Origin of the sequence: Streptomyces sp. NBC_00775, assembly GCF_036347135.1 — a bacterium.
Lineage (GTDB): Bacteria > Actinomycetota > Actinomycetes > Streptomycetales > Streptomycetaceae > Streptomyces > Streptomyces lutosisoli.
The window spans coordinates 9,937,848-9,960,405 of sequence record NZ_CP108938.1 but is presented as its reverse complement, the minus strand read 5'-3'; the positions used below and the strand labels follow the sequence as shown (position 1 = coordinate 9,960,405).

Sequence of the window (22,558 nt, the reverse complement as noted above, 5' to 3'; positions counted from 1 at the left end):
CCTTGCCCGGCGGTCACGTTCAGCTCTGCTGGAACAGCTCCGCCGGCAGCGGCTTCAGCAGGGCGTACAGGTCGTCGGTGATGGGGCGGTCCCAGGCCGCAATGGTCACCAGTACGTTGTCGCTGCGGTCGAACTGCACGCAGGAGATGCGGGTCTCGGAGAGCTTGAGGCGGCGCACGATCAGGAGGTTGTCGCCCTGCATCACCGGCATGTCCTCGGTGCCGGTGACGGTGACCTCCTCCTCGTTCTCCAGCGCGATCAAGAGCTGGGCCACCTCGAAGGGGACCTCGTCCTCGGCGATGTCACGGGCCGGGGAGCCCTCCGGCAGATTGCCGATGATCATCGCGGGACCACGGCCGCCGAAGAGGTCGTAGCGCAGGAAGACGCCCTGGCAGCTGCCGTCGGGCGCGGGCAGCAGGCCGGCACCGAGATTGCCCGGCCAGTCGCCCGGGTCCATGGCCAGAACGTCGAAGTCGGGCCCGGCGGGAGTGGCGCTGCGGCGGCGGAGGAAGGACATGCCGCAATGGTACGTGCACGGGCGTGAAGCGGGCCCCGGGGGCGCCCCTGTGAGCGGCCAGGGAGATGGCTGTTCCCCGGTGTTGGGGACAGCGGTACCCGGTTACGGCGCCGGTTGTTCGCCCAGTGCGGCGGCGAGTCCCGTACGGTCCGTGCCGACCTTCCGGTAGACCGCCGACAGCATGCGTACGACGGCCTGCTCGTCGGTGTGCAGTTCCTCGGCGATCCGGGCCGTGTCGAGGCCACGGACGGTGAGTGCGGCGGCGGCCCGTTCACGGGCGGTGAGCGTGTCCGTCTCGGTGCTGTGCAGGCGCCGCGGCCGCAGACCGGCGGCCGCCAGCTCGTCACGGGCCTCCTCGACCAGCCCGTCGGCTCCGCACTGGACAGCCGCGTCGAGCCCCCGGTAGAGGTGTTCGGCGGCTTCCTTGGGGCGGCCGACACGGCGCAGCTCGGTGCCGAGGGCGACCAGGGCGCAGGCGAGCTCGTACGCGGCCGGGGAGCGCTCCAGGTGGCCTACGGACTCTTCGAGGAACTTGACGCGGGCCGAGCCGGAGGAGACCTCGGCGGCGGCGCGCAGTGCCTGGCCGATCGCGGAGGGGGTGCCGTACTGGCGGGCGCGGTTCACCGCTTCGAGTGCCGTGGTGACGGCGCGTTCCGGGGCGTCGTGGCTCTCGGCGCGGGCGAGGTGGAGCTGCCAGGGGCACCAGGCGGGGTTGCGCATGCCGCGTGGGTCGAGCCGGCGGCCGGCGGCCGCGAGCTCGGCGGCGGCGTCCTTGGTGAGGCCGCGGGCGAGCAGCAGCTCGCCGTGCACGGTCTGGGCGTCGGGAAAGGTCACGGCGGCCGGGAAGGGCGCCTCGAACGCGTAGTCCTCGGCGGTCCGTGCGGCCTCGGTTGTCCGGCCGCGGGCGAGCAGGACCTCGATGAGAGTGCCGACGGCGTACCAGTGGACGGGGGTGCCGGGCCCGACCCGCTCGGCGAGCCGGAGGCCCGCGCGGACGAAGTCCTCGGCCTCTGCGAGCCGGCCGCGGCGGTAGCGGACGTACCCGAGGATGGTGTAGCCGAAGGAGAGGTGGGCGCCGTGCCAGCCCTGGGCCTCGAAGTCGGCGATTCCGGTGGCGAACAGCTCCTCCGTGCGCCCGGGCCGGTCCGCGTACATGAACGTGAGGGCGACCAGGACGGGCACCTCGAAGCCACGGTCGGCCTCGGCCCAGCCGAGCCCTCCGGCGAGGGCGCGTTCGGCGTGGTGGAGGGCGATGTGGGCGGGTTCGCCGCGCAGGGTGGCGTCCCAGGCGCGCAGCCCGATGACGTACCGCTCGGTGAGCTCGCGGCCGGTGAGCCGGTCGGCGAGACGGGTCAGGCGGCGGGAGCGGGCGGGCGAGTCGGGTTCGTCGGAACGGAACGCGTCCCACATGAACTGCTCGGACTGCATGCGCAGCCGCACCCGGGCGTCGCCGGTCACGCGGATCTCACGGGCGAGGGTGTCGGAGGCCTCACCGAGGCGGTCGCTGTGGGCGAGGACCTGGGAGAGCCGGTAGACGATGTGGTGGCGCAGCTCCGGATCGGTGATGGGTTCTTCGAGGGCGGCGCGCAGATGGTTGACCGTGGTCGCCGGTTCGGTGAGCAGGGAGGCGCAGCCCAGCTCGTACAGGACGGCGGCCCGGTCCTCGAAGGGCGGCGGTTCGCGCAGGGCGCGGGCCAGACAGCGGCGGGCGGCGTCGGGGGCTCCGGCGCGGAGGGTCTCGCGGGCGGCGGCGCGCAGCTGCTGGACGACCCAGGTGTCGCCGTCGGGGTGGGTCTCCAGGAGGTGGCGGGCGGCGGCGGACGGGCCGAGGCCCTCGTCGATGACGCACCAGGCGGCCTGACCGTGCAGGGCGACGCGGACGCCGCCGGGAATGGCGCGGTAGACGGCGGTGGCGATGAGCGGGTGGACGAATTCGAGCGTGCCCCCGGCAGTCACCGGGCCGGTGAGGATGCGGGCGCCGCGCAGGGCGTCCGCGGCGTCGGCGGCCTCCTCGGAGCCGAGGCCGGCGACGGCGGCGGCGAGCGTCGGCTGGATCTCGGTGCCGAGCACCGCGCAGGCCCAGGCGAAGCGCACGGTGGAGGTGCCGAGGCGTTCGAGGCGGGCGATCAGGCCGCTGCCCTTGACGGCGGCGGCGAGGTCGCGCAGCAGATGCGCCCCCGCCTCCGTGGGGGTCAGTCCGCGGTCGCGGACCTTGGCGGTCAGCTCGACCGCCTCGAAGGGGTTGCCCGCGGTGACCGCCCAGCACTCGCGGCAGAACGCGTCGTCGGCCTGGGTGCCCAGATCCTCCCGTACGAGACGGGCGACGGCCGCCGCGCTGAGCGGTTCGAGGTCGATGGGGCGCTGCCCGGCGCGTCCCGGCAGTCCCCTGAACGCCTCGGCGTGGTCGGGGAGTTCGTCGGGCCGGTAGGCGACGGCGAGCAGCAGTGGGAGTTCCTCGGCGCGCGGCGCGAATCCGGCGAGCCAGCTCAGTGACTCCGGGTCGGCCCAGTGCGCGTCGTCGAGGACGAGCACCATCGGGGCGCGCTGCACCGCGAGGTGCGTGAGTACCCAGTCGAGGCCGTCGCGCAGGCCCTGCTGGTCGGGCGGGGCGCCCTCGGCCGGCGCGCACAGGCCGAGCGCGGGGCCGACGATCGCGTACCAACTCCCCAGCGAGGCCCGGAGTTCGGACTCCGACGACCCGGCGAGCTGGGGTTGCAGGAGCTGGCGGGCGACATGGAAGGCGACGCCCTGCTCCTGGTCGCCGCCGCGCGCGGACAGCACGGTGCAGCCCTTGGCGGCGGCGCGCCGCCGTACTTCGGCGAGGAGGGTCGTCTTGCCGATGCCCGCGCGTCCGGCGAAGGCGAGGAGCGCGCCGCGAGGACGCTCCGGTGGCTCACCACCGTCCCTGCGCACTCCGGTGAGCTCGCTCAACGCCTCTTCGGCGGCGGCGAGTTCACTCTCACGCTCGAAAAGCGTCCGACGGCTCCGTACGCTGCGCTGTCCCATGGGGCACCCCCTGCCACGGTGGTGCAGCCGGCGCGGGGAGCAGGTGCGCACCGTGACCTACAGGCAGCTCAGCGTACGCCCGGAGCGGCCCGGCCGCGCCCATACGACGACTACTGACCGGAACCGTCGGCCAACGGCCTTCGGCCTATGCGGACTTCTTGTGCCGCTCGTGGTGCCGGGCGACCCTGGCGCGGTTTCCGCACGACGGTTTGCACCACTCCTGGCGTGGGTGTTCCTTGATGAAGTACCGCACGCAGCGCGGCGCGTGGCAGGCGCGCAGGCGTTGCCGGTCGGGGCTCGCGAGGAAGGCGACGGCGGCTCGGGCGAGCAGGGCGGGCAGGGGTGCGTCCGCGCCCACGGCTTCCTGCCGTACGACGGGATCGGCGTCCTCGGCCCAGCCGAGGACGGGGACGGTCGGGACGAGCGCCGCCGCCGTGTTCAGGCACTCCACGGCCTGCGGTACGGGCAGCAGCCGGGCGGCGTCGGCCGGGCTCGGCTCGCCGGGGCGTACGGCGCGCGCGAAGAGGGCGCGGACGGCGGCGCGCACGTCGCGTACGGCGGTGAGCGTCACCGGATCGGCGACGAACCGGCCGGCTCCCGGCAGGGCGTCGGGGTGCGCCTGGACCCAGGCCGTCAGCCCGGCGGGATCGGTGAGATCGTCGGCGACACCGCCGTGACCGTCGTGCCGAATGGTCAGCGCGAGGTCCAGGGCGAGCCTGGCGTCCCCGCTGATCGAGTCGTCCATGGCGCTAATGATAGATCCAGCGGCTTCCATTAGCGCACGGCGGAGAGGCCCTCAGTCCCGGGCCGCAGCCGAGGCAGCCGCCCCTCCCCTGTACGCAGGTGGCGGGGCGGCCCCGACCGCTGTCAGCTCAGGTCAGATCGAACTCGCCCTCGCGCGCCCCCGATACGAACGCGCCCCATTCCGCGGGTGTGAAGATCAGAGAAGGGCTCTCGGGCCGACCACTGTTGCGCATCGCGATGAAGCCCTCGACAAAAGCGATCTGGACGTCTCCCCGCCCTCGGCTGCTGGACTGCCACTCCGCGTTGCTCAGGTCCAGCTCCGGCTTGTCCCAGCCCGCGAGCGGGTGCTGCTCAATGGTGCTTTCGGCCACGTCCGTGCTCCTCCCGGTTCGTCGTCCGCCGTCAGCCTAGCGATCGGTTCGGGCGGCGGACAGGCCACGTGAGGGGGACGGTTTCAGGAGGCGGGCGGCGCGGCGCCGACCAGCCACATCGAGAAGAACTGGGATCCGCCGCCGTAGGCGTGCCCCAGCACCCTGCGAGCCCCGTCGACCTGGTGATCTCCGGCCTGACCGCGCACCTGAAGTGCCGCTTCGGCGAAGCGGATCATGCCGGAGGCGCCGATCGGATTGGTGGACAGGACACCGCCCGACATGTTGACGGGAAGGTCCCCGTCCAGCTCCGTGACCCCGGACTCGGTGAGTTTCCAGCCCTCGCCCTCCTCGGCGAAACCCAGGTTCTCCAGCCACATCGGCTCGTACCAGGAGAACGGCACGTACATCTCGACGGCGTCGATGTCCCGGCGCGGGTCCGCGATACCCGCCTGCCGGTACACATCGGCCGCGCAGTCCTTGCCCGCCTGCGGGGACACGAAGTCCTTGCCCGCGAAGAGAGTGGGCTCACTGCGCATGGCGCCGCCGTGCATCCAGGCGGGCGGCCGGGGCGAACGGGCCGCCCCCGCCCGGTCGGTGAGGATCATCGCGCAGGCCCCGTCCGAGGACGGGCAGGTCTCCGAGTAGCGGATCGGGTCCCACAGCATCGGCGAGGCCTGGACCTTCTCCAGCGTGATGTCGTGCTCGTGGAGATGCGCGTACGGGTTCTTCAGCGCGTTGCGGCGATCCTTGTACGCGACGAGCGAGCCGACCGTGTCGGGCGCGCCGGTGCGCCGCATGTACGCGCGCACGTGGGGTGCGAAGAATCCGCCGGCCCCGGCGAGCAGCGGCTGCTGGAAGGGGATCGGCAGCGACAGGCCCCACATGGCGTTCGACTCGGACTGCTTCTCGTACGCCAGGGTCAGGACGGTTCCGTGGACGCGCCCCGCGATGAGGTTCGTGGCGACCAGGGCCGTCGATCCGCCGACGGAGCCCGCCGTGTGCACCCGCAGCATCGGCTTGCCGACGGCGCCGAGCGCGTCCGCGAGATACAGCTCCGGCATCATGACGCCCTCGAAGAAGTCGGGCGCCTTGCCGATGACGACGGCGTCGATGTCGGCCCACGTCAACTCGGCGTCCTCCAGGGCCCGCCCGGCCGCCTCGCGGACCAGTCCCGCGATGGACACGTCCCGCCGTGCCGCCACGTGCTTGGTCTGGCCGATGCCTACGACGGCCACGGGCTCCTTGCTCATCGGGCATCCCCTTCGAGTACGGCGACCAGGTTCTGTTGGAGGCAGGGGCCCGACGTGGCGTGGGCGAGCGCCCGGTCGGACTCGCCGCGGTGGATGCGGGCGGCGGCCTCACCGATACGGATGAGCCCGGCCGCCATCACCGGATTGGCGGCGAGCGCTCCCCCGGAGGGGTTGACGTCCACGCCGTCGTCAAGCCGGAGCGCCTTGCGCAGGACCACTTCCTGGGAGGTGAAGGGGGCGTGCAACTCGGCGGTGTCCACGGGCCGTTCGAAGGCTCCGGCCCGCTCGGCGGCAAGGCGGGTCGACGGCGAGTCGGTCAGATCGCGTACGCCGAGGCTGTGTGCCTCGATGCGGTGGTCGATGCCCCGGATCCAGGCGGGCCGTTCGCACAGTTCACGGGCCCGCTCGCCCGCGGCGAGGATCACGGCGGCGGCACCGTCGCCGATGGGCGGGCAGTCGCCGGTGCGCAGGGGACGTACGAGGTATTCGCCCTGAGCCCTCGAACCCCTCACCTGCGCGTGGGAGTTGGTGGCCGCCGACGAACGGCTGCGGGCGGCAACTCCGGCGAGCGCGGGCTCGTCGGTGTCGCCCGCGTCGATGAGCGCCTGCGCCTGAAGCGCGGCGAGCGCGACGGAATCCGGCCACAGGGGGGCCACGTAGTACGGGTCGAGCTGCCGGCTCAGGACGTCCCGTACGGAGCCGGGCGACGACTTGCCGTACGCGTACACGAGCGCGGTGTCGGCGTCGCCGGTCAGCAGTTTCGTCCACGCCTCGTACAGCGCCCACGCCCCGTCCATCTCGACGTGCGACTCGGAGATCGGCGGCCAGGCGCCCACCCCGTCGAGCGCCATCGTGAAGGAGAAGGCGCGGCCCGCGAGATAGTCGGTGGAGCCGGAGCAGGTGAATCCGATGTCGCTGGTCTTCAGGCCGGTCCGGTCGAGGACATCGTGCAGGACCGGGATGAGCATCTCCACCTCGGAGAGCTCGTCACTGGTGCGCCGATGGTCGGTCTGCGCGAAGGCGACGACGGCGATGTCCCTGATGGGCGGCATCTACACCAGCTCCTTGTACGTCTCGTAGTCCGCGTCCGGCTCGCCGGTGGGCCGGTAGTGGTCGGGATAGCCGCCACCGTCCGTCCACACCGGCTCCACACGCAGGCCCATCCGCACCTCGTCGTAGGGGATGCCGCCGATCCGGCCGTGCAGCGCGAGGTCGGCGCCGTCGAGGGCGATGTGCGCGTAGACGTACGGCACTTCGATGTCGAGGTTCCTCGCCTTGATGTTGACGATGCAGTACGTCGTGACGGTGCCGCGCGGACCCACCTCGACCTGTTCGGCCGTGGCGACGCCACACGTGGGGCAGGCACCCCTCGGCGGGACGTACACCTTGCGGCAGGACGGGCAGCGTTCGCCGACGTTGCGCCGGCCGGAGAGGGCGTTGATGTAGCCGGACTGGGCGCGGCCGGGTGAGTAGACGTAGTCGAGGCGGGCGGGGGCGACGATGCCGGTCACCATGTCCTCGAACCGGCCGTCGTGGCCGGTGAGTTGCTCCGCCGTCCCCTCGTACGGTTCGAAGCAGGCGATGTCCGTGATCCCGCCGGAACGCTCCTTCGCCCAGCGGATCCGGACGCGCATGCCGGTGCGTACGGCGTCGGGGCCCGGGGCGTCGAGGGCGTGCAGGAGGGCGGTGTCGGCACCGTCGAGTCGCACCAGGACCCAGGCGAAGGGGGTGCCGAGGGGCTGGCCCCTGCGGGGTTCGTGGTTCCAGGCCCAGGTGGTGACGGTGCCGGTGGGGGCGACCTCGACGAGGTCGTGTATCTCCTCGGCGGTGACGGGGTCGTACTCGACGGGCGGGACGAGGGTGCGGCCGTCGGAGGTGCGCACGCCGAGGACGACGCGCTCGCGCAGGCCGGTGAGGAAGGCGCTCTGGACGGGGCCGAGCGAGCGGGTGAAGGGGAATTCGACGACGAGGGGGGCTTTGAGGACTTCGGGCATCCCGGATGTCTCCTTCGGAGGTCGGATGGGCCATGCCTCCGTGGGAGGTCAGGCGCGCCGGTAGACGGGCGGGCGCTTCTCGGCGAAGGCCCGGGAGCCCTCCTTGGCGTCGGCGGTGTCGAAGATCGGCCAGCCGCGCCCCAGTTCGGCCGCGAGGCCGTCGGTCTCGGTCATCTCGGCGGTCTCGTACACGGACGCCTTGACGGCCTCGACGGCGAGCGGGCCGCAGGCGTTGATCTGCTCGGCGACGGCGAGGGCCTTGTCCAACGCGGTGCCGTCGGGCACGACATGGCCGATCAGGCCGATGCCGGCGGCCTCCCGGGCCGAGTACGGGCGTCCGGTGAGCAGCATTTCGAGGGCGTGGGTGCGCGGGATCTGGCGTTGCAGCCGGACCGTGGACCCGCCGATGGGGAACAGGCCGCGCTTTACCTCGAAGAGCCCGAAGGTCGCCGACTCGCCGGCGACGCGGATGTCGGTGCCCTGGAGGATCTCCGTGCCGCCCGCGACGCAGTACCCCTCGACGGCGGCGATCACCGGTTTGCGGGGGCGGTGGTGGCGCAGCATCGCCTTCCAGTGCAGATCGGGGTCGGCTTTCAGCCGGTCCCGGTACTGCTCGCCCTCCATGCCCTTTCCGGCCAGCGCCTTGAGGTCCATCCCGGCGCAGAAGGCACCCCCCGCGCCGGTGAGCACGATCGAGCGGATCGCGTCGTCCTCGTCGGCCTCGACCCAGCCGTCGTACAGACCGACCAGCATCGGCAGCGAGAGCGCGTTCCTGGCCTCGGGCCTGTTGAGTGTGAGCACCAGTGTGGCGCCTTCGCGCTGCACGGTGAGGTGTTCCGTCCCACCCATTGCCGTCCTCCCGTCTCGGATGCGAGAACAGGTTGCAGGAGGCGTCGAGCCAGTACAAGGGTTTTCTGACAGACAGTCAGATTTCTTCTGCCGGGACCCTTCACAGTTGGGTCGGGCTTTGCTCTGATGACCGTCGAGCCCAGGCCCTGTCGGGGCAGCCATGGACGTTCGGGGTCAGGAGGAGCGGTGGAGTACAACCTTGCCGACCTGTTCGAGTCGGTCGTCGACGTGGTCCCGGGCCGCGAGGCGCTCGTGTACATCGACCACCCCGGCACGGGTGCGGAGCGCCGGCTGACGTACGCGCAGCTGGACGCGGCCGCGAACCGTGTCGCGCACCACCTGATCGACAGCGGCATCCGCCCCGGCGAGCACCTCGGGCTCCACCTCTACAACGGTGTCGAGTACCTGCAGACCGTGCTGGGCTGCCTGAAGGCACGGATCGTGCCGGTCAACGTCAACTACCGCTATGTGGAAGAGGAGTTGGTCTACCTCTACCGCGACGCCGATCTGGCGGCCCTGGTCTTCGACGCGGAGTTCACGGACCGGGTGGCGGCGGCGCTGCCGCATGCCTCGGCACTGCGCCATCTCGTGCGGGTGGGGATTCCCGCGCCCGACGCGGTCGCGTTGGACGCGGTGGACTTCGCGGACGCCGAGGCGGCCGGATCCCCCGAGCGGGGTTTCCCGGCGCGTTCGGCGGACGACCAGTTCATCATCTACACCGGTGGCACGACGGGCATGCCCAAGGGTGTGATGTGGCGGCAGGAGGACCTGTTCTTCTCCGGCCTCGGCGGTGGCGCTCCGACGGGCGAGCCGGTCAAGCAGCCGGAGGAACTCGCCGAGCGCGTCGCGGCGGGCGGCGAGGGCATCACCTTCTTCCCCACTCCCCCACTGATGCACGGCACCTCGACGCTCACCGCCTTCATCGGCTTCAACTTCGGCCAACGGATCGTGATCCACCGCAAGTTCGTGCCCGAGGAAGTCCTGCGGACGATCGAGAAGGAGAAGGTCACCAGCATGTCGCTGGTCGGCGACGCGATGCTGCGACCGCTGATCGACGCGTTGAGCGGGCCCCTGAAGGGCACGGACTGTTCCTCCATGTTCAGCGTGTCGTCCTCCGGCGCGATCATGTCGGACACGGTGCGCGAGCAGTTCCAGGCACTCGTCCCGAACGTGATGCTGCTGAACAACTTCGGTTCGTCGGAGTCCGGCTTCAACGGCACCGCGACGGCGGACTCGGGCCCGGAGCGCGGCTTCCGGATCCGCGTCAACTCCCGTACGCAGGTGGTGGATCCCGTCACGCACGAGCCGGTCGCGGCCGGTGAACCGGGGCGGGTGGCGCAGCGCGGCCATGTACCCCTCGGCTACTACAACGACCCCAAGAAAACCGCCGAGACCTTCTTCCAGAAGGGCGACGAGCGGTGGGTGCTCCTGGGCGACATGGCCACGGTCGACGAGGACGGCATCGTCACCGTCCTCGGCCGCGGCTCCCAGTGCATCAACACCGGTGGCGAGAAGGTCTATCCGGAGGAGGTCGAACAGGCCCTCAAATCGCATCCGGACGTGTACGACGCCCTGGTCGCCGGCGTGCCCGACGAGAAGTGGGGCAACCATGTGGCGGCGGTCGTCCAGCTCCGCGAGGGCGCGAACCACCCGTCCCTGGAGGACATCCAGACGCACTGCCGCTCCCACCTCGCGGGCTACAAGATCCCCCGCCAGCTCGTCGTCACGGAGACCATTCAGCGGTCGCCGAGCGGCAAGGCGGACTACCGGTGGGCGCGGTCGGTGGCCGCGGAGGCAGCGCACTGAGAGTTCGAGTGTCCGAGAGCCACTACTCCCTCTCTATGGTCAGGTTTCCTCTTCACCGTCGGGTCCGGCCTCGGGGTACGACTGGGGGGCGGGGCCCCGCAGACGAGGGCGGGGCATTGAGGGTGGGGTCACCCCCAATTGCTTGAGGTACTGCCGGGTCACGTGCGCGACGACGGCCGGGAGGATGTCCGTGAACGCCTTCAGGGTGGGTACGCCGTTGACGGCGAGCTGGCAGTCGGTGCGCCGGCCCCGGTCCAGGATCGACGGCAGCGTCCGCTCCAGGTCCGCCGCCAGCTTGCGGCCCTCCTCGCCGTGGCACTGCATGTCGGACCGGTTCCAGGGGACGATCGCGCTGACCCAGGGCCGGGCGCTCGCGTCGAACGCCGCGAGCCTGCGCCGCCGCTCCTCGTCGGTGAGCGCCCACCGGTCGATGAGGAGGATCTCGGGCGTCGGCACCCTGCCCGCCTCGTCGAGGGTCTCGTCAGCGATCTCGTCGTCATCGAACGAGGAGACGGTGACCCGGTAGTCGAGCGACCGGATCAGGTCCTCCGCGAGCGAGGCCAACGGACGCGTCGACGCCGCGTGGTAAGGATTCCAGTCCTCTGCGTCCTCGCCATACGACCGGGGGTCGCGGTGCTCGGGGATGCTGTGCCGGGTGGGCGCCACCACGGTCAGACGGATGTACCGTGGGCCCTCGCTGCGCGGCCGGAAGGCAACCGGCGTACGAGCGTAGTCGCGGGGCTGGCCGGGCGGCAGCGGCGACTCCCGGGCCACCTGCACGATCCGCTGGGCCAGTCCGAGTACCACCTCCTCGTACTCGTCGCGAAGCCGTTTGAGCTTGATCAGACCATAGATGCCGTTGGCCGCGTAACGTGCACCGAACGCGGCCTGATCCACATGTATATGCCGTACGGAGTCGGGGAGTTGAGCGACTTCTACATGCGTCCACAGAGCGGGCACGAAGGCCGACACCGAACCGGCACCTGCGGTCCTCGCCTGTAGAACACGTTCGTTGAAGGCGAACCATTCCCGGCCGCAACTCTCACTCGTGAAGTAGCGCGGCGACAACAACGGAACGAACACCCGGCAGCTCGCCAGATTCTCACTGAGCTTTTCCGGCCACCCCTCCCCCGAGCGCAGCTCCTGGTCCATGAAACCCGCGGGCGTGCCCGCCGGAAGGTCCGTGAGCGCCATGATGTGGTCGCACAGATCCGTGAAGAGGACGTGCACCCAGTGATCCGGATCGCCGCCGCCGGGCCCCCAGGCCGGCGTGTGGGCGTAGCTCAGGAAGAAATACGGCCGACGGTCCGGCGTCGACTCGGTCGCGGCCACCAACCGGGACTTCGCGGGTTCCTGGCGCCGTCGACCGGACCCCGCACCGCCCTCCGCCGACAACCCCAGCAGCTCCAGCGTCCGCAGGGACGCGCTGCCGAACTCCTGGAGTTCCGCAGGAAGGCCGACCCCGCCGTCCGGGTCGTGTGCCACCGCGAGCAGTTGTCCGCTCCGGTTCTCCCGAGCCGCCATCCGGCGGCTCAGCCCCCGGTGGATCCGCCAGACGTCGTGCTCCGCGAGATCCTGCCTCAACCGGCGCCGCGCGGTTTCCGGAAGGCTCAGTTCGACCGTGCCCAGCTCGTCCGCATCGAGTGAGAAGAGTCCACTGGTGAGCAGTTCGGCGACATCGGCCACCGTCGATTCGGGCACGAGTTCCTGACGGATGAGGTGTAGCAGACGCATGCTCAGACGGTCGAAGGTGGAGCACAGGACCGCCAGCCGTGCCGCCGGGGGCGACGCCGTGCGCAGGAACCTCTCCGCGGTCACGGAACCCTGGGGCCTGCGCGCACTCCCCTCGGGCCGTCCCTTGCGGGGCACCAGCACCGCGCCGCAGCCTTCGGGGTCCGTACGCATGAGCGTTCGTGACCAGCGGTCCAGCGCATGGGGCGACATAGACAACACGGGAATGGGCAGCCAGTCGCCCTCCTTCTCGTCGTCCCCCTCCCGGGGCAGCAGCGGTGGCCGGTCGAAGTCCAGCCGGGAATTGACCGAGCCGGGGACCCCGTTCGAGACCCGGACGGTCGGCAGATCCAGCCCTGTTCTGCGCCACAGCTTGGTCGGCAGCGGATTGAGCAGGGCGACGGGCGTCGACGCAGCCCACTGGTACAACTGCCGCCACACCGCAGCCTCGTGCCAGCCCGGTGAGGCGCAGTCGGACACGGTCACCAGCAACCGGCGGGCGTCGGGGGACTTCAGCTGACCTGGGCTCATCAACCTGCCCTGGCCGTCGCGGAGTTCGGGGCGGCCGTCCGCCGCGAACCCGAGACTGCGCACCTGGAGTGTCCGGAACGCGCCCAGCCGGTCCAGGACGGCCGTGAAGTCGGCGACGCTCTCCCGCCACACCTGCATCGCGAGAGAGCGGTCGACCACCAGGACGAGGTCGAACCATCGCTCGGGGGCGGGCGTGAACACGGGGAGCAGTTCGCCGCTGCGGGCGTAGTCGTCGACCGTCGCGTCGATGTCCAGGGCCGGCCTGCGGCCCTGCCGCCACCGACGCTTCCAGGGCCGCAGGGCTCGGGTCACCTCCAGCGGCGACGGCAGGCCGGAGGCGCGCGCTGTCGCCACCGGGTCGCCCCGGACCCGCGAGTTCGCTCCGCCGAGCCGTTCATGCAGCGCTCGTTCCGTACTGGTGGGAGGCGGAGCCACGTCCCGCGTCGCGGCATCGGCGGCGGGTGGCGCGCCGGCCGACTGCGGCGACGACCGTGCGGCGGATTCGTCCTCCTTGTCCCCGTCCATGCGCGAGGCGAGCCAGAGCAGGTCGGCCAGCGCCGTGCCGTCGAGCCCGGGCATCAGGCCGCTCAGCGCGGCCACCGACCGTGCGATCCCGTCCTGGTCCGGGTGACCCTGATCAGGCACGGGACAGCTCGCGCAGGACGAGGTCCATGACTTCGCGCTTCTCCGCCCCTGCGAGGGTGCCGCTGCCGATCAACAGGTGGACGGCGTTCAGCAGTTGGTCGATGGCCAGGCTCTCGCCCGCCGTGAGGCGCTGGTGGAAGTCCTCGATCAGCGTGTCGGCCGCCGTGGCCCGTTTCGTGCCCGTGCCGATCCGCAGGTGTGCCTCCACCACCCTGCGCAGTTCGTCGACCGAGGGCTTCGGCATGGTGAACCGGATGCAGCGCCGCAGGAAGGCGGCCGGAAAGTCGCGTTCACCATTGCTCGTCATCACGATGAAGGGGAAGCTGTCGCATTGCACGAATCCCCCCTTGATGGGACTGAGAACGGGATCGCGCGGGTCACTGCCCCACTCGCGCACCTCTACGGCGGCCTGGAGGTTGCCGGTGCTGTACCGGGTGAGTTCGGGGATCTCGAACTCACCCCGCTCCAGTACATCGAGGAGATCGCTAGGCAGGTCCAGGTCACTCTTGTCGATCTCGTCGATCAGCAGGGCTCGCGGATGCTGGACGGGCAGCAGAGCCGTACCCAGCGGGCCCAGCTGCAGGAACGGTGCGATGTCATCCGCGCCGCCGAGACGTTGCGCGTGAATGCGCCCCAGGGCGTCGTACCGGTACAACGCTTCCTTGAGCGTGCTGCCCGAGGTGATGTGCCAGCGCAGTACGTCGCCGAGCTTGAGCTCCGCCGCCACCTGCTCGACCACCGTGGACTTGCCCGAGCCCGCCGCCCCGGTGAGCAGCAGCGGCCGGCGCAGCACGAGCGCGGCATTGACGGCCTTGACCAGGCCGGGCGGCGGTCGAAACTGCTGGTGGAGAGCCTGCCGGGGGAAGCTGCGCCAGGGAGGCGGATCGCCGAGATCCACATCCCGGGGCGTGCCGTCCCCGACGTAGAAGGGCTGCCAGGTCATTCGGAGTTCTCCCCCTCGCTAGTGGACTACGCGAACCAGTCGCAGAAGTCGAGCCATTCGTCGTCGTGCCAGACCGTCCGCCATTGGGCCAGGTGCTCCCAGCCGTCGAGTTCGGCCCGCGTCCCCTCTTCCCGGCTACGGCGGTAGGCCTCGCTGAACTCGTCGGGAAGGAGATGCCAGAACCGGTCGAGGCTCTCCTTGAACTGGTCCGGAACACAGCCCTCGGCCCCCGGCCAGAGCACGATCGGGGCGTACGCGAGCAGCAGCTCCATGATCTGCTCGAACCTCTGGGGCCGGTGTTTCAGAGCGACCGCCCGCGCGTACGGCCCGCGCCCCAGCCTCTTTCTGAGTTCCTCGGCCCGTTCCGTCTCCCGTGCGCCGAACCAGTCGACGGGCGCGTGTCCCGCTTCACACCCGCTCATCTTGGCCAGTTGACGTCTGGCACGAGGGTTGATCCATCGCAGGTGGGACGGCGGACAGATGCGCTCGCTCCAGCGCAGTACGACATCGTGCCAGTCGCCCAACCGCTCCCCGTAGTCGGTCTCCTCGGGCCGCCACCGCAGCAGCAGCCCCGCGGAAGCGGCGATCTCGACCCGCCGGAGCTCTACGCCGAGCTTCCTCGCCTGCGTGGACGCCCAGTCCACCACGTCCGCCAGGCGCTCCTCGACCCCTGCCTGGCTGGGCAGACAGTCGAACTCCTGGTGCGTGTGCATCTCCCCGTGGTCCAGCAGCCACGCGTCGAGGGTCTCGGGCCATTCGTCCGCGACAGCCGCCCCCAGGCTGACGACGAGCCGAAGCCTCATCCCGGCGCTTCTGCGCTCCACCCGCTCGAAGGCATCACCGAGTTCGACGGCGCCCACCTCGTCCGCCCAGGCGGTCAACTCGGCACAGTCCTTGGACAGTTGGTCCTCGACGGCGAGTGTCGCGACGAAGTCCGCCAGAGGGGCGGCACTCATCCCCCTGGCACCCGGATCGACGGACGGGACACGCAGGCGCAGGAACTCGACCGCATCCCTGAGCAGCGCGCTCCCGGAGGTCTCCGGGAGCCGTTCCGCGGATCGGCCCGCTGCGGCCCACAGGGCTCTCTGCAGCCGCTCGGAGGTCAGCCGCTGCCCCGGCCAGGAGGTGGTCAGCAGCTTGATGGTGCACAGGCAGTCCAGCAGCCCGCGTACGACGCCCAGGCACCAGTCCAGCTCGAACCCGAGGCCCGACGAGCGCTCCGGCAGGATGTCCAGCAACCCCTCCAGCGCCTCGGCGCCGGTGACCGCCGTCGTCAGCAGCGCCGAGCACCCCAAGGGGGCCAGTGCCTGATCCAGCGACTCGGTCGCCACGGGCCCCAGCACCGATACGGACCGCGGCGGACGGCTCGCGTTGCGCGCCAGCCAGAGCCGCTCGCACCCCTGGGTACCGACGTGCTCCACCTCGTGCGGGACCGTCCTGGGCAGCGCATTGCATACGGCACCGACCACGGCATCGGAGCGCAGGAACTCGCCCGCTCCGACGATGCCCTCCGTGAGCAAGTGGACGACAGTCTTGGAGAAGGTCAGCGGGGAGGCCTTCCACGCGACCCCCTCGCACATGATCATGGAGAGTCGGGCCGAACCCTTGCAGACCCCGCCGTCCGTCCCTCCGGGGCCTGGGCCCGCGCCGTCGGGTCGACAGGTGTTGACGAGGGCGAACACTCCGGGAAGTCCCGGTGTTCTCAGCACCTGGGTCAGCAGTGCGCCGACGTTCACCGCGGTATCGATCTTGTCGGCCTGGGAGTTGCCCGCCATCAGGTAGAGGGGGGAGTCGCGGCCGGGCGTGATGCCGTACCCGAGCAGGACGAGGACGAGCACGGCCCCCGCCCGCCCGGCCCGCTCCGCCGCACCCCGGATCGCGGTCTCGATCTGTACCGGGCGAAGGGACGGACCGTACAGAAGTGAGGGTTCGCTGCCAGAACTCTCCCGGCACGCCCCCCGCCTCTGGTCCACGAGCAACCCGTGCAAGGACTCCGCCACCTCATCCAGTTCGTCGAGCGGTCCCAGATCCAGGCACTGCGGCGCGACGACGAGGACATGTCGGCGGGGAGTCGGTGTCTTCATCGTCGGGTGGCCGTCTCGATCGCCTCGACCACGGGACCCGCGGCCGTGGGCTGCGCGAGGCACTGAACCTCGGGGCGCACCCGGACGCTGTCCGAGCCCACGGGTCTGGTGACGGGCGGCGTGGAGAGATGGCCGGACCGGATAGCTCTCTCCATCCGCGGCCGACCGACGCCGAGACCGTGCCGGTTCCAGGATTCGAGCATCAGACGAGGCTTCATGTTCCCCCCGAAAGCCTCGGCCCGGGGCCTCCGGGCGCGTACTCAAGGCTAGCAACCACCGTGCGGACAGGGCCCCTTGTCGACGCACATCGCGCGCAGGACGAGTTTCTGCGGCGTCGGCCGGGCCCGCCGAGTCAACGCCAGTCGGACACCATTCAGCGCTCGCCGAGCGGCAAGGCGGACTATCGGTGGGCCAGGTCGGTCGCGGCGAACGCAGCCGACTGACCCGGGCGCCCATCCTGCGGCGTACTCTTTGCGCGCTGTTGACCTTCCCGGTTGAACGGGAGGCGAAGGCCGACCGTACGGATGATGACGCCGCCGCCCTGCCCCGGGGCGTGTCCGCGGTGTCAGCACGGGGCTTCGCACGGAAGGACCATCGGCGTGTCGCACTTCACGCGCTCTCGTCAACTACCGGAACAACCGGAGACGGAGCCGCATTCGGACGCCGACACGGCTGCCGCAACGACCGCGGACGCGGATACCGACACAGCTGCGGAAGCTGATACGCCAACGGATGCGGATATCGACACGCCTGGAAGTGCGAAGGCGGACGCGGAAGCCGACACGCTTGCGGAGACCGACGCGGATGAAGAGGCCGATCCGGGCGCGGAGGCCGATGCGGATGCGGATGAGGGCGGCGACACCTCTGACATAGCCGGCGCCGGTGGTGGGCGGCGAGGCTGGTGGGGCTGGCGGGTCAAGTACCCGCGTGCCGCACGGGTCGTGACCGTCGGGACCTCGGTCCTCGCCGGTGCCCTGGTGCTCTTCGCCCTCCTCGTGCCGAACCAGCTCGACCGCCTCTCCTTCGACGCCTTCCTCCGCATCCCGGCGGAGGGAGTCCTCCTCGCCGCCCTGCTGTTGGCGCTGCCGCCGAAGCCGCGGCGGATCACGGCGGTCGTCGTCGGTGTGCTGCTCGGCCTGCTGACCATCCTGAAGTTCGTCGACATGGGCTTCTACTCGGTGCTGGCCCGGCCGTTCGACCTGGTGCTGGACTGGATCCTGCTGGACGACGCCGCGGAGTGGGTGAAGGAGTCGTTCGGCCGGACCGGCGAGGTGATCGCCGTGATCGCGGTCATCGCGCTCGTCATCGCCCTGCTCGTCCTCATCACCCTCGCGGTCGTGCGGCTGACCGACCTCATGGTCCGCCACCGGCCCGTCGCCACCCGGACCACGCTGGTCCTCGGCACCGCCTGGATCACCTGTGTGACGGTCGGCGTGCAGTTCACCGACGTACCGGTGGCCTCGCAGATCAACGCCGAGCTCGTCCAGAACCGGGTGCACCAGGTGCAGGCGGGCCTGCGCGACGGGAAGGTGTTCGCCAAGGAGGCCGCCGTCGACGCCTTCGCCGACACCCCGCCCGACCAGTTGCTGACCGGACTGCGCGGCAAGGACGTCCTGTTCACCTTCATCGAGAGTTACGGCCGTACGGCGATCGACGACCCGGCGATGTCCGAGCAGATCGACTCGGTTCTCTCGGAGGGGACCAGTTCGCTGAAGGCGGCCGGGTTCTCCTCGCGCAGCGCCTGGCTGCGCTCCCCTGTCACGGGCGCCGGGAGCTGGCTGGCCCACTCCACCTTCCTGTCCGGCCTGTGGATCAAGAACCAGCAGCGCTACCGGAGTCTCACCACCAGCGACCGCTCCACGCTCACCAGCTACTTCCAGAAGACCGGTGCCTGGCGCACGGTCGGCATCGTGCCGGGTGTCCGCCGGGCCTGGCCGGAGGGCAAGTTCTTCGGCCTCGACCACATCTACGACTCCGAGCACCTCGGCTACAACGGCCCGTACTTCAGCTGGACGCCGGTGCCCGACCAGTTCAGCCTGGAGGCCTTCGAACGCCTGGAACACGGCAAGAAGGACCACAAGCCGATGATGGCCGAGATCATCCTGGCCTCCAGCCACAACCCCTGGGCGCCCATCGCCCACATGATCGACTGGAACGACCTCGGCGACGGCTCGGTCTTCGACCAGATCAAGAAGGAGGGCAAGGACCCCAAGCAGGTCTGGAAGAACCCGGAGAGCGTGCGCACCGAGTACCGGCGCGCCATCGAGTACTCGCTGCACAGCCTCACCGAGTACGTCGAGAAGTACGGCGACGAGAACACGGTGCTCGTCTTCCTGGGCGACCACCAGCCCGTTCCGACCGTCACCGCCGGCAGCACGAGCCGGGACGTGCCCATCACGATCGTCGCGCACGACCAGAAGGTGCTGGACAGGATTTCCGACTGGGGCTGGACGGACGGTCTCAAGCCCGCCAAGGACGCGCCGGAGTGGCGCATGGACACCTTCCGCGACCGCTTCATGACGGCATACGGTCCGCATCCCGACTCGTCGGCGACGGCCTCGACGCCCTGACCACCCGCGATCCGGCGTCCGCGGCCCCACGGCCGCGGACCCGACCGCGCCCGGTCACGCCGGTCGGCCGCGCCCGAGCCGAGTGACGGTCACCGCCAGTCGGGCATGCCCGAGGCGGGTGACAGGAAAGTTTCGATCTTCGTACGTGTCTCCCGCATGACGCCGACGATGCGGGCTTCGTGTTCCTCGGTGAGCCGGGCCACCGGCACCGAGCAGCTGATGGCGTCGGTGGCCGGAGTGTCGTAGCGCAGGGCGAAGCCGAAGCCCGCGATGCCGGGCACGGTCTCCTCGCGGTCGACGGAGTAGCCGCGGTCGCGCACCGCGGCGAGGTCGGCGAGCAGGGTGGCACGACCGGTGTGCGTGTTCTCGGTGAGGGCGGCGAGCGGCTCGGCGGGGAGCGGGAGCCCGTCGTCGGGGCGCTCGGCGAGGAGTGCCTTTCCGAGGGCGCCGGCGTGGGCCGGAATCCGGCGGCCGACACGGCTGAGGGTGCGCGGGTATTCGTGAGACTCGCGGGTCGCGAGGTAGACGACGTCCGAGCCGTCGAGCCGCGCCATGTGGATCGTCTCGCCCAGCGCGTCCGAGGCCTCGTCGAGATACGGGCGGACCATCCGTACGTACCGGTCGCTGTCGAGGTAGCTGGTGCCCGTGAGCAGCGCGCGGATTCCGATGCCGTAGAGGGAGCCGGTGGTGTCGGAGCGGACCCAGCCGCAGTCGACGAGGGTCTGCAGCAGCTGGTACATGCTGCTGCGCGGCACGCTCAGCTCCTCGGCGAGTTCGTCCAGGCGCGAGGGACGGTCGCCGCGGTCGGCGAGCAGTTCCAGCAGCGCGACGGTACGGGCCGCCGACTTCACTCCACGGACCCCTGGGCTCTCCGGCATGGGCCCCATCGTAAATGCGCGCCGTCGCACCCATTGACCTCGCAGGGTTCACGAACCTACCCTCCATTCTCATACATAGACGCCATCTGCATATAGGGATGAGATTCATGACAGGGTTCAGCGCGGAGGTCGAGGGCGTGGTCCAGCGGCTGCGGGACGGCATGGCGGGTGGGGTGCTGTCCTTCCCGCTCACGAGCTTCCGGGAGGACGGCGAACTCGACCTGGAGTCCTACCGGGCCTACCTGACAGCCCAGTTGGCCACCGAGCCGGGTGCGGTGTTCCCCGCCTGTGGAACCGGCGAGTTCAGCGCGTTGGACGAGGACGAGTACCGCGCGGTCGTCGAGGCCACGGTCGAGATCGCGGGCGGTCGGCTGCCCGTGGTCGCCGGCATCGGCTACGGCTGGGCGCAGGCGGTGCGGTTCGCCCGGATCGCCGAAGAAGCGGGCGCGGACGCCGCGTTGGTGCTGCCCCACTATCTGGTCGAGGCCCCGCAAGACGGCCTGGTCGAGCAGCTGCGCCGGATCGCCGCCGGCACCCGGCTGCCGCTCATCGCCTACCAGCGCGGCCCTGTCGCCTTCACCCCCGACGGCCTGCGCCGGATCGCGGAGATCCCCACGGTCGTCGGCCTCAAGGACGGGCACAGCGACCTCGACCGGCTCCAGCGCCTCACGCTCGCCGCCCCCGACGGTTTCCTCTTCTTCAACGGCGCCGCCACCGCCGAGATCCAGGCCCGCGCGTACGCCACCGTCGGCGTCCCCGCCTACTCGTCGGCCGTCCACGCCTTCGCGCCCGAGATCGCGGACGCCTGCTTCACCGCCCTGGGGGACGGCGACGACGCCACCGTGAACAAGCTCCTGGCCGAGTTCTACGTCCCCCTCGTCGAGCTGCGCGACCGCGTGCCGGGCTACGCCGTCTCTCTGGTCAAGGCCGCCGCCCGGCTGCGCGGCCTTCCGGTCGGCCCGGTACGCGCCCCGCTCACCGACCCCCGTCCGGACGACCTCGCCGAGCTGGAGAAGATCCTCGACCACGGGCTGGCCCTGGTCGGAGCGGTACGCCGGCCGGCCTGATGAGCCCGGCGGATCCTCCGGCCGCTTGATCCGCAGCCCGAAGCGTCAGCACCTCGAAGCATCCGTGCCCCGAGGCGTCCGCACCTCGAAACACCCGTGCCCCGAGGCGTCCGCACCTCGAAACACCCGTACCCCGAGGCGTCCGCACCTCGAAACACCCGCGCCCAGAAGCGTCACAGTTCAAAGGGGAACTGCCTTGCCTCTGCTCGTAGTCGGAATCAGCGTTCTGACTCTTCTCCTCCTCATGACCAAGCTGAGACTGAACGGCTTCGCCGCCCTCCTCCTCGTGGCGGTCGGCGTCGGCGTCGTCCGCGGCATTCCGCTGGAGAAGATCCCGGACGTCCTCTCGGAGGGCATCGGCGGCCAGATCGGCGACACGATGCTGACCATCGGGCTCGGCGCCATGGTCGGCCGTGTCATGGGCGACTCCGGCGCCGCGCAGCGCATAGCCGGCAAGCTCCTGGACGCCTTCGGACCCCGCTGGGTCCAGGTGGCCATGGTGGTCACGTCCATGCTCATCGGCGTCACCATGTTCTACGAGGTCGCCTTCATCATCATCGTGCCCATTGCGTTCACCCTGGTGCGGGTCACCGGGGCGAGGCTGCTCTGGGTCGGGCTGCCGATGTCGATCGCCCTGTCCACCATGCACAGCTTCCTGCCGCCGCACCCTGGCCCCACCGCCGTGGCCTCGACCTTCCACGCATCCATCGGACTGACCCTGTTCTACGGCCTGTTCATCGCTGTCCCGGTCGGTGCGCTCATCGCGCTCGTGTGGCCGCGTCTGCCGTTCATCAAGGTGATGAACCCCGCCATCCCCAAGGGGCTGGTCAGCGAGCGCGAGTTCACCGACGAGGAGATGCCGGGACTGGGCTGGTCGCTGGGCGTGGCCCTCTTCCCCGTCGTCCTGATCGCCGGCGCCGCGGTGACCGATCTGGCCACCTCCGCCGAGACCCCGTTCCTGCACTTCGTCGCCTTCATCGGTTCGGCACCGATCGCCCTGCTGCTGACCCTGCTTCTGGCGGTCTGGGCGTTCGGACCGCGGGTCGGCCGGAGCCTCGCCGAGGTCAGCGCCTCGTGCACCTCGGCGGCCCAGGCGATGGCGATGATCCTCCTGGTGATCGGGGCCGGGGGCGCCTTCAAGAACGTCCTCGTCGAAGGCGGGATCTCCGACTACATCAAGGACGCCACGGACAGCTGGTCCATCTCGCCGATCATCCTCGCCTGGCTCATCGCGGTCATCCTCCGCGTCGCGCTCGGCTCGGCGACGGTCGCCGTGGTCACAGCCTCCGGCGTGGTGCTGCCGCTACTGGCGGGCAGCGGGGTCCATCCGGAGATGATGGTGCTCGCCGTCTCCTGCGGCTCCATCGCCTTCTCGCACGTCAACGATCCCGGATTCTGGCTGTTCAAGGAGTACTTCAACCTCTCAGTCATCGACGCGATCAAGGTCCGCACCAGCTATACGACAGTGCTCGCGATCCTCGGCCTGGGTGGCGTCCTGGCCGTCGAATGGGCCCTCGACGTCCTCAGCCTCTGAACACCGCCCCCGCGACACCCCCGTACACAAGAACTTTG

At 70.6% G+C, this 22,558-nt stretch carries 16 protein-coding genes; 4 read left to right on the top strand and 12 right to left on the bottom strand.

All coding sequences use genetic code 11. From position 1 onward, the window contains the following. Positions 1-19: 19 nt before the first annotated feature. The 8 genes from OIC96_RS44240 to OIC96_RS44205 form a co-directional block, all read right to left on the bottom strand. Positions 20-517 carry a hypothetical protein gene (locus OIC96_RS44240; RefSeq protein WP_327426428.1) on the bottom strand — a complete coding sequence of 166 codons (498 nt, stop codon included), beginning with the start codon at positions 515-517 and terminating at the stop codon, positions 20-22. Between the two features lie 102 nt (positions 518-619). Continuing rightward, a complete protein-coding gene (locus OIC96_RS44235; protein ID WP_330302409.1) occupies positions 620-3,523 on the bottom strand; it encodes an ATP-binding protein in 2,904 nt (967 codons plus the stop codon). Positions 3,524-3,668: 145 nt separating this feature from the next. Beyond that, complete coding sequence (locus tag OIC96_RS44230; RefSeq protein WP_330302410.1) at positions 3,669-4,268, bottom strand: CGNR zinc finger domain-containing protein; 600 nt, start codon at positions 4,266-4,268, stop codon at positions 3,669-3,671. Between the two features lie 127 nt (positions 4,269-4,395). Beyond that, the gene (locus OIC96_RS44225) at positions 4,396-4,638 is read right to left on the bottom strand and encodes a DUF397 domain-containing protein (protein ID WP_099502242.1); all 243 of its coding nucleotides are present in this window, start codon (positions 4,636-4,638) and stop codon (positions 4,396-4,398) included. A gap of 83 nt (positions 4,639-4,721) precedes the next feature. After that, the gene (locus OIC96_RS44220) at positions 4,722-5,888 is read right to left on the bottom strand and encodes a thiolase domain-containing protein (RefSeq protein WP_330302411.1); all 1,167 of its coding nucleotides are present in this window, start codon (positions 5,886-5,888) and stop codon (positions 4,722-4,724) included. Beyond that, complete coding sequence (locus OIC96_RS44215) at positions 5,885-6,940, bottom strand: thiolase domain-containing protein (protein ID WP_330302412.1); 1,056 nt, start codon at positions 6,938-6,940, stop codon at positions 5,885-5,887. The genes OIC96_RS44220 and OIC96_RS44215 overlap by 4 nt, the downstream gene beginning before the upstream one ends. Then, entirely contained in the window at positions 6,941-7,882 is a 942-nt protein-coding gene (locus tag OIC96_RS44210) for a Zn-ribbon domain-containing OB-fold protein (RefSeq protein WP_330302413.1), read from the bottom strand. It abuts the gene before it with no gap. Positions 7,883-7,930: 48 nt separating this feature from the next. Continuing rightward, positions 7,931-8,731, bottom strand: coding sequence for a crotonase/enoyl-CoA hydratase family protein (locus OIC96_RS44205; RefSeq protein ID WP_327426434.1), 801 nt, complete (start codon positions 8,729-8,731; stop codon positions 7,931-7,933). 186 nt (positions 8,732-8,917) lie between these two features. Here OIC96_RS44205 and OIC96_RS44200 point away from each other — a divergent pair, with 186 nt between their 5' ends. Further along, positions 8,918-10,537 (top strand): acyl-CoA synthetase, encoded by a 1,620-nt coding sequence (locus OIC96_RS44200; RefSeq protein WP_330302414.1) that lies wholly within the window; start codon positions 8,918-8,920, stop codon positions 10,535-10,537. Positions 10,538-10,576: 39 nt separating this feature from the next. Here the strand turns inward: OIC96_RS44200 and OIC96_RS44195 are convergent, their stop codons facing one another. Genes OIC96_RS44195 through OIC96_RS44185 form a run of 3 tightly spaced genes read right to left on the bottom strand, consistent with a single transcriptional unit; the run spans position 10,577 to position 16,471 of the window. Beyond that, a complete protein-coding gene (locus OIC96_RS44195) occupies positions 10,577-13,444 on the bottom strand; it encodes a TIR-like protein FxsC (RefSeq protein ID WP_330302415.1) in 2,868 nt (955 codons plus the stop codon). Beyond that, entirely contained in the window at positions 13,437-14,387 is a 951-nt protein-coding gene (locus OIC96_RS44190) for an AAA family ATPase (protein WP_330302416.1), read from the bottom strand. Before OIC96_RS44190 ends, OIC96_RS44195 begins: the two co-directional genes overlap by 8 nt. Positions 14,388-14,413: 26 nt before the next feature. Next, on the bottom strand, positions 14,414-16,471 hold the full coding sequence (locus OIC96_RS44185; RefSeq protein WP_330302417.1) for a hypothetical protein: 2,058 nt from the start codon (positions 16,469-16,471) through the stop codon (positions 14,414-14,416). Positions 16,472-17,070: 599 nt separating this feature from the next. On the opposite strand from OIC96_RS44185, the gene OIC96_RS44180 reads away from it, so the two are divergent. Next, a complete protein-coding gene (locus tag OIC96_RS44180; protein WP_406501298.1) occupies positions 17,071-19,041 on the top strand; it encodes a sulfatase in 1,971 nt (656 codons plus the stop codon). Positions 19,042-19,130: 89 nt separating this feature from the next. On the opposite strand, the gene OIC96_RS44175 is transcribed toward OIC96_RS44180, so the two are convergent. Beyond that, complete coding sequence (locus OIC96_RS44175; protein WP_330302419.1) at positions 19,131-19,919, bottom strand: IclR family transcriptional regulator; 789 nt, start codon at positions 19,917-19,919, stop codon at positions 19,131-19,133. 107 nt (positions 19,920-20,026) lie between these two features. On the opposite strand from OIC96_RS44175, the gene OIC96_RS44170 reads away from it, so the two are divergent. Then, positions 20,027-20,986 (top strand): 5-dehydro-4-deoxyglucarate dehydratase, encoded by a 960-nt coding sequence (locus OIC96_RS44170; RefSeq protein ID WP_330302420.1) that lies wholly within the window; start codon positions 20,027-20,029, stop codon positions 20,984-20,986. Between the two features lie 196 nt (positions 20,987-21,182). Further along, positions 21,183-22,520 carry a gluconate:H+ symporter gene (locus tag OIC96_RS44165; protein WP_330302421.1) on the top strand — a complete coding sequence of 446 codons (1,338 nt, stop codon included), beginning with the start codon at positions 21,183-21,185 and terminating at the stop codon, positions 22,518-22,520. Positions 22,521-22,558: the final 38 nt, after the last annotated feature.

What these genes read in the sequence shown, in the direction of transcription:
- OIC96_RS44235 (WP_330302409.1), bottom strand. Translation starts at nt 3,523, where the DNA reads ATGGGACAGCGCAGCGTACGGAGCCGTCGGACGCTTTTCGAGCGTGAG.
- OIC96_RS44240 (WP_327426428.1), bottom strand. Translation starts at nt 517, where the DNA reads ATGTCCTTCCTCCGCCGCCGCAGCGCCACTCCCGCCGGGCCCGACTTC.
- OIC96_RS44190 (WP_330302416.1), bottom strand. Translation starts at nt 14,387, where the DNA reads ATGACCTGGCAGCCCTTCTACGTCGGGGACGGCACGCCCCGGGATGTG.
- OIC96_RS44220 (WP_330302411.1), bottom strand. Translation starts at nt 5,888, where the DNA reads ATGAGCAAGGAGCCCGTGGCCGTCGTAGGCATCGGCCAGACCAAGCAC.
- OIC96_RS44215 (WP_330302412.1), bottom strand. Translation starts at nt 6,940, where the DNA reads ATGCCGCCCATCAGGGACATCGCCGTCGTCGCCTTCGCGCAGACCGAC.
- OIC96_RS44170 (WP_330302420.1), top strand. Translation starts at nt 20,027, where the DNA reads ATGACAGGGTTCAGCGCGGAGGTCGAGGGCGTGGTCCAGCGGCTGCGG.
- OIC96_RS44205 (WP_327426434.1), bottom strand. Translation starts at nt 8,731, where the DNA reads ATGGGTGGGACGGAACACCTCACCGTGCAGCGCGAAGGCGCCACACTG.
- OIC96_RS44175 (WP_330302419.1), bottom strand. Translation starts at nt 19,919, where the DNA reads ATGCCGGAGAGCCCAGGGGTCCGTGGAGTGAAGTCGGCGGCCCGTACC.
- OIC96_RS44210 (WP_330302413.1), bottom strand. Translation starts at nt 7,882, where the DNA reads ATGCCCGAAGTCCTCAAAGCCCCCCTCGTCGTCGAATTCCCCTTCACC.
- OIC96_RS44230 (WP_330302410.1), bottom strand. Translation starts at nt 4,268, where the DNA reads ATGGACGACTCGATCAGCGGGGACGCCAGGCTCGCCCTGGACCTCGCG.
- OIC96_RS44185 (WP_330302417.1), bottom strand. Translation starts at nt 16,471, where the DNA reads ATGAAGACACCGACTCCCCGCCGACATGTCCTCGTCGTCGCGCCGCAG.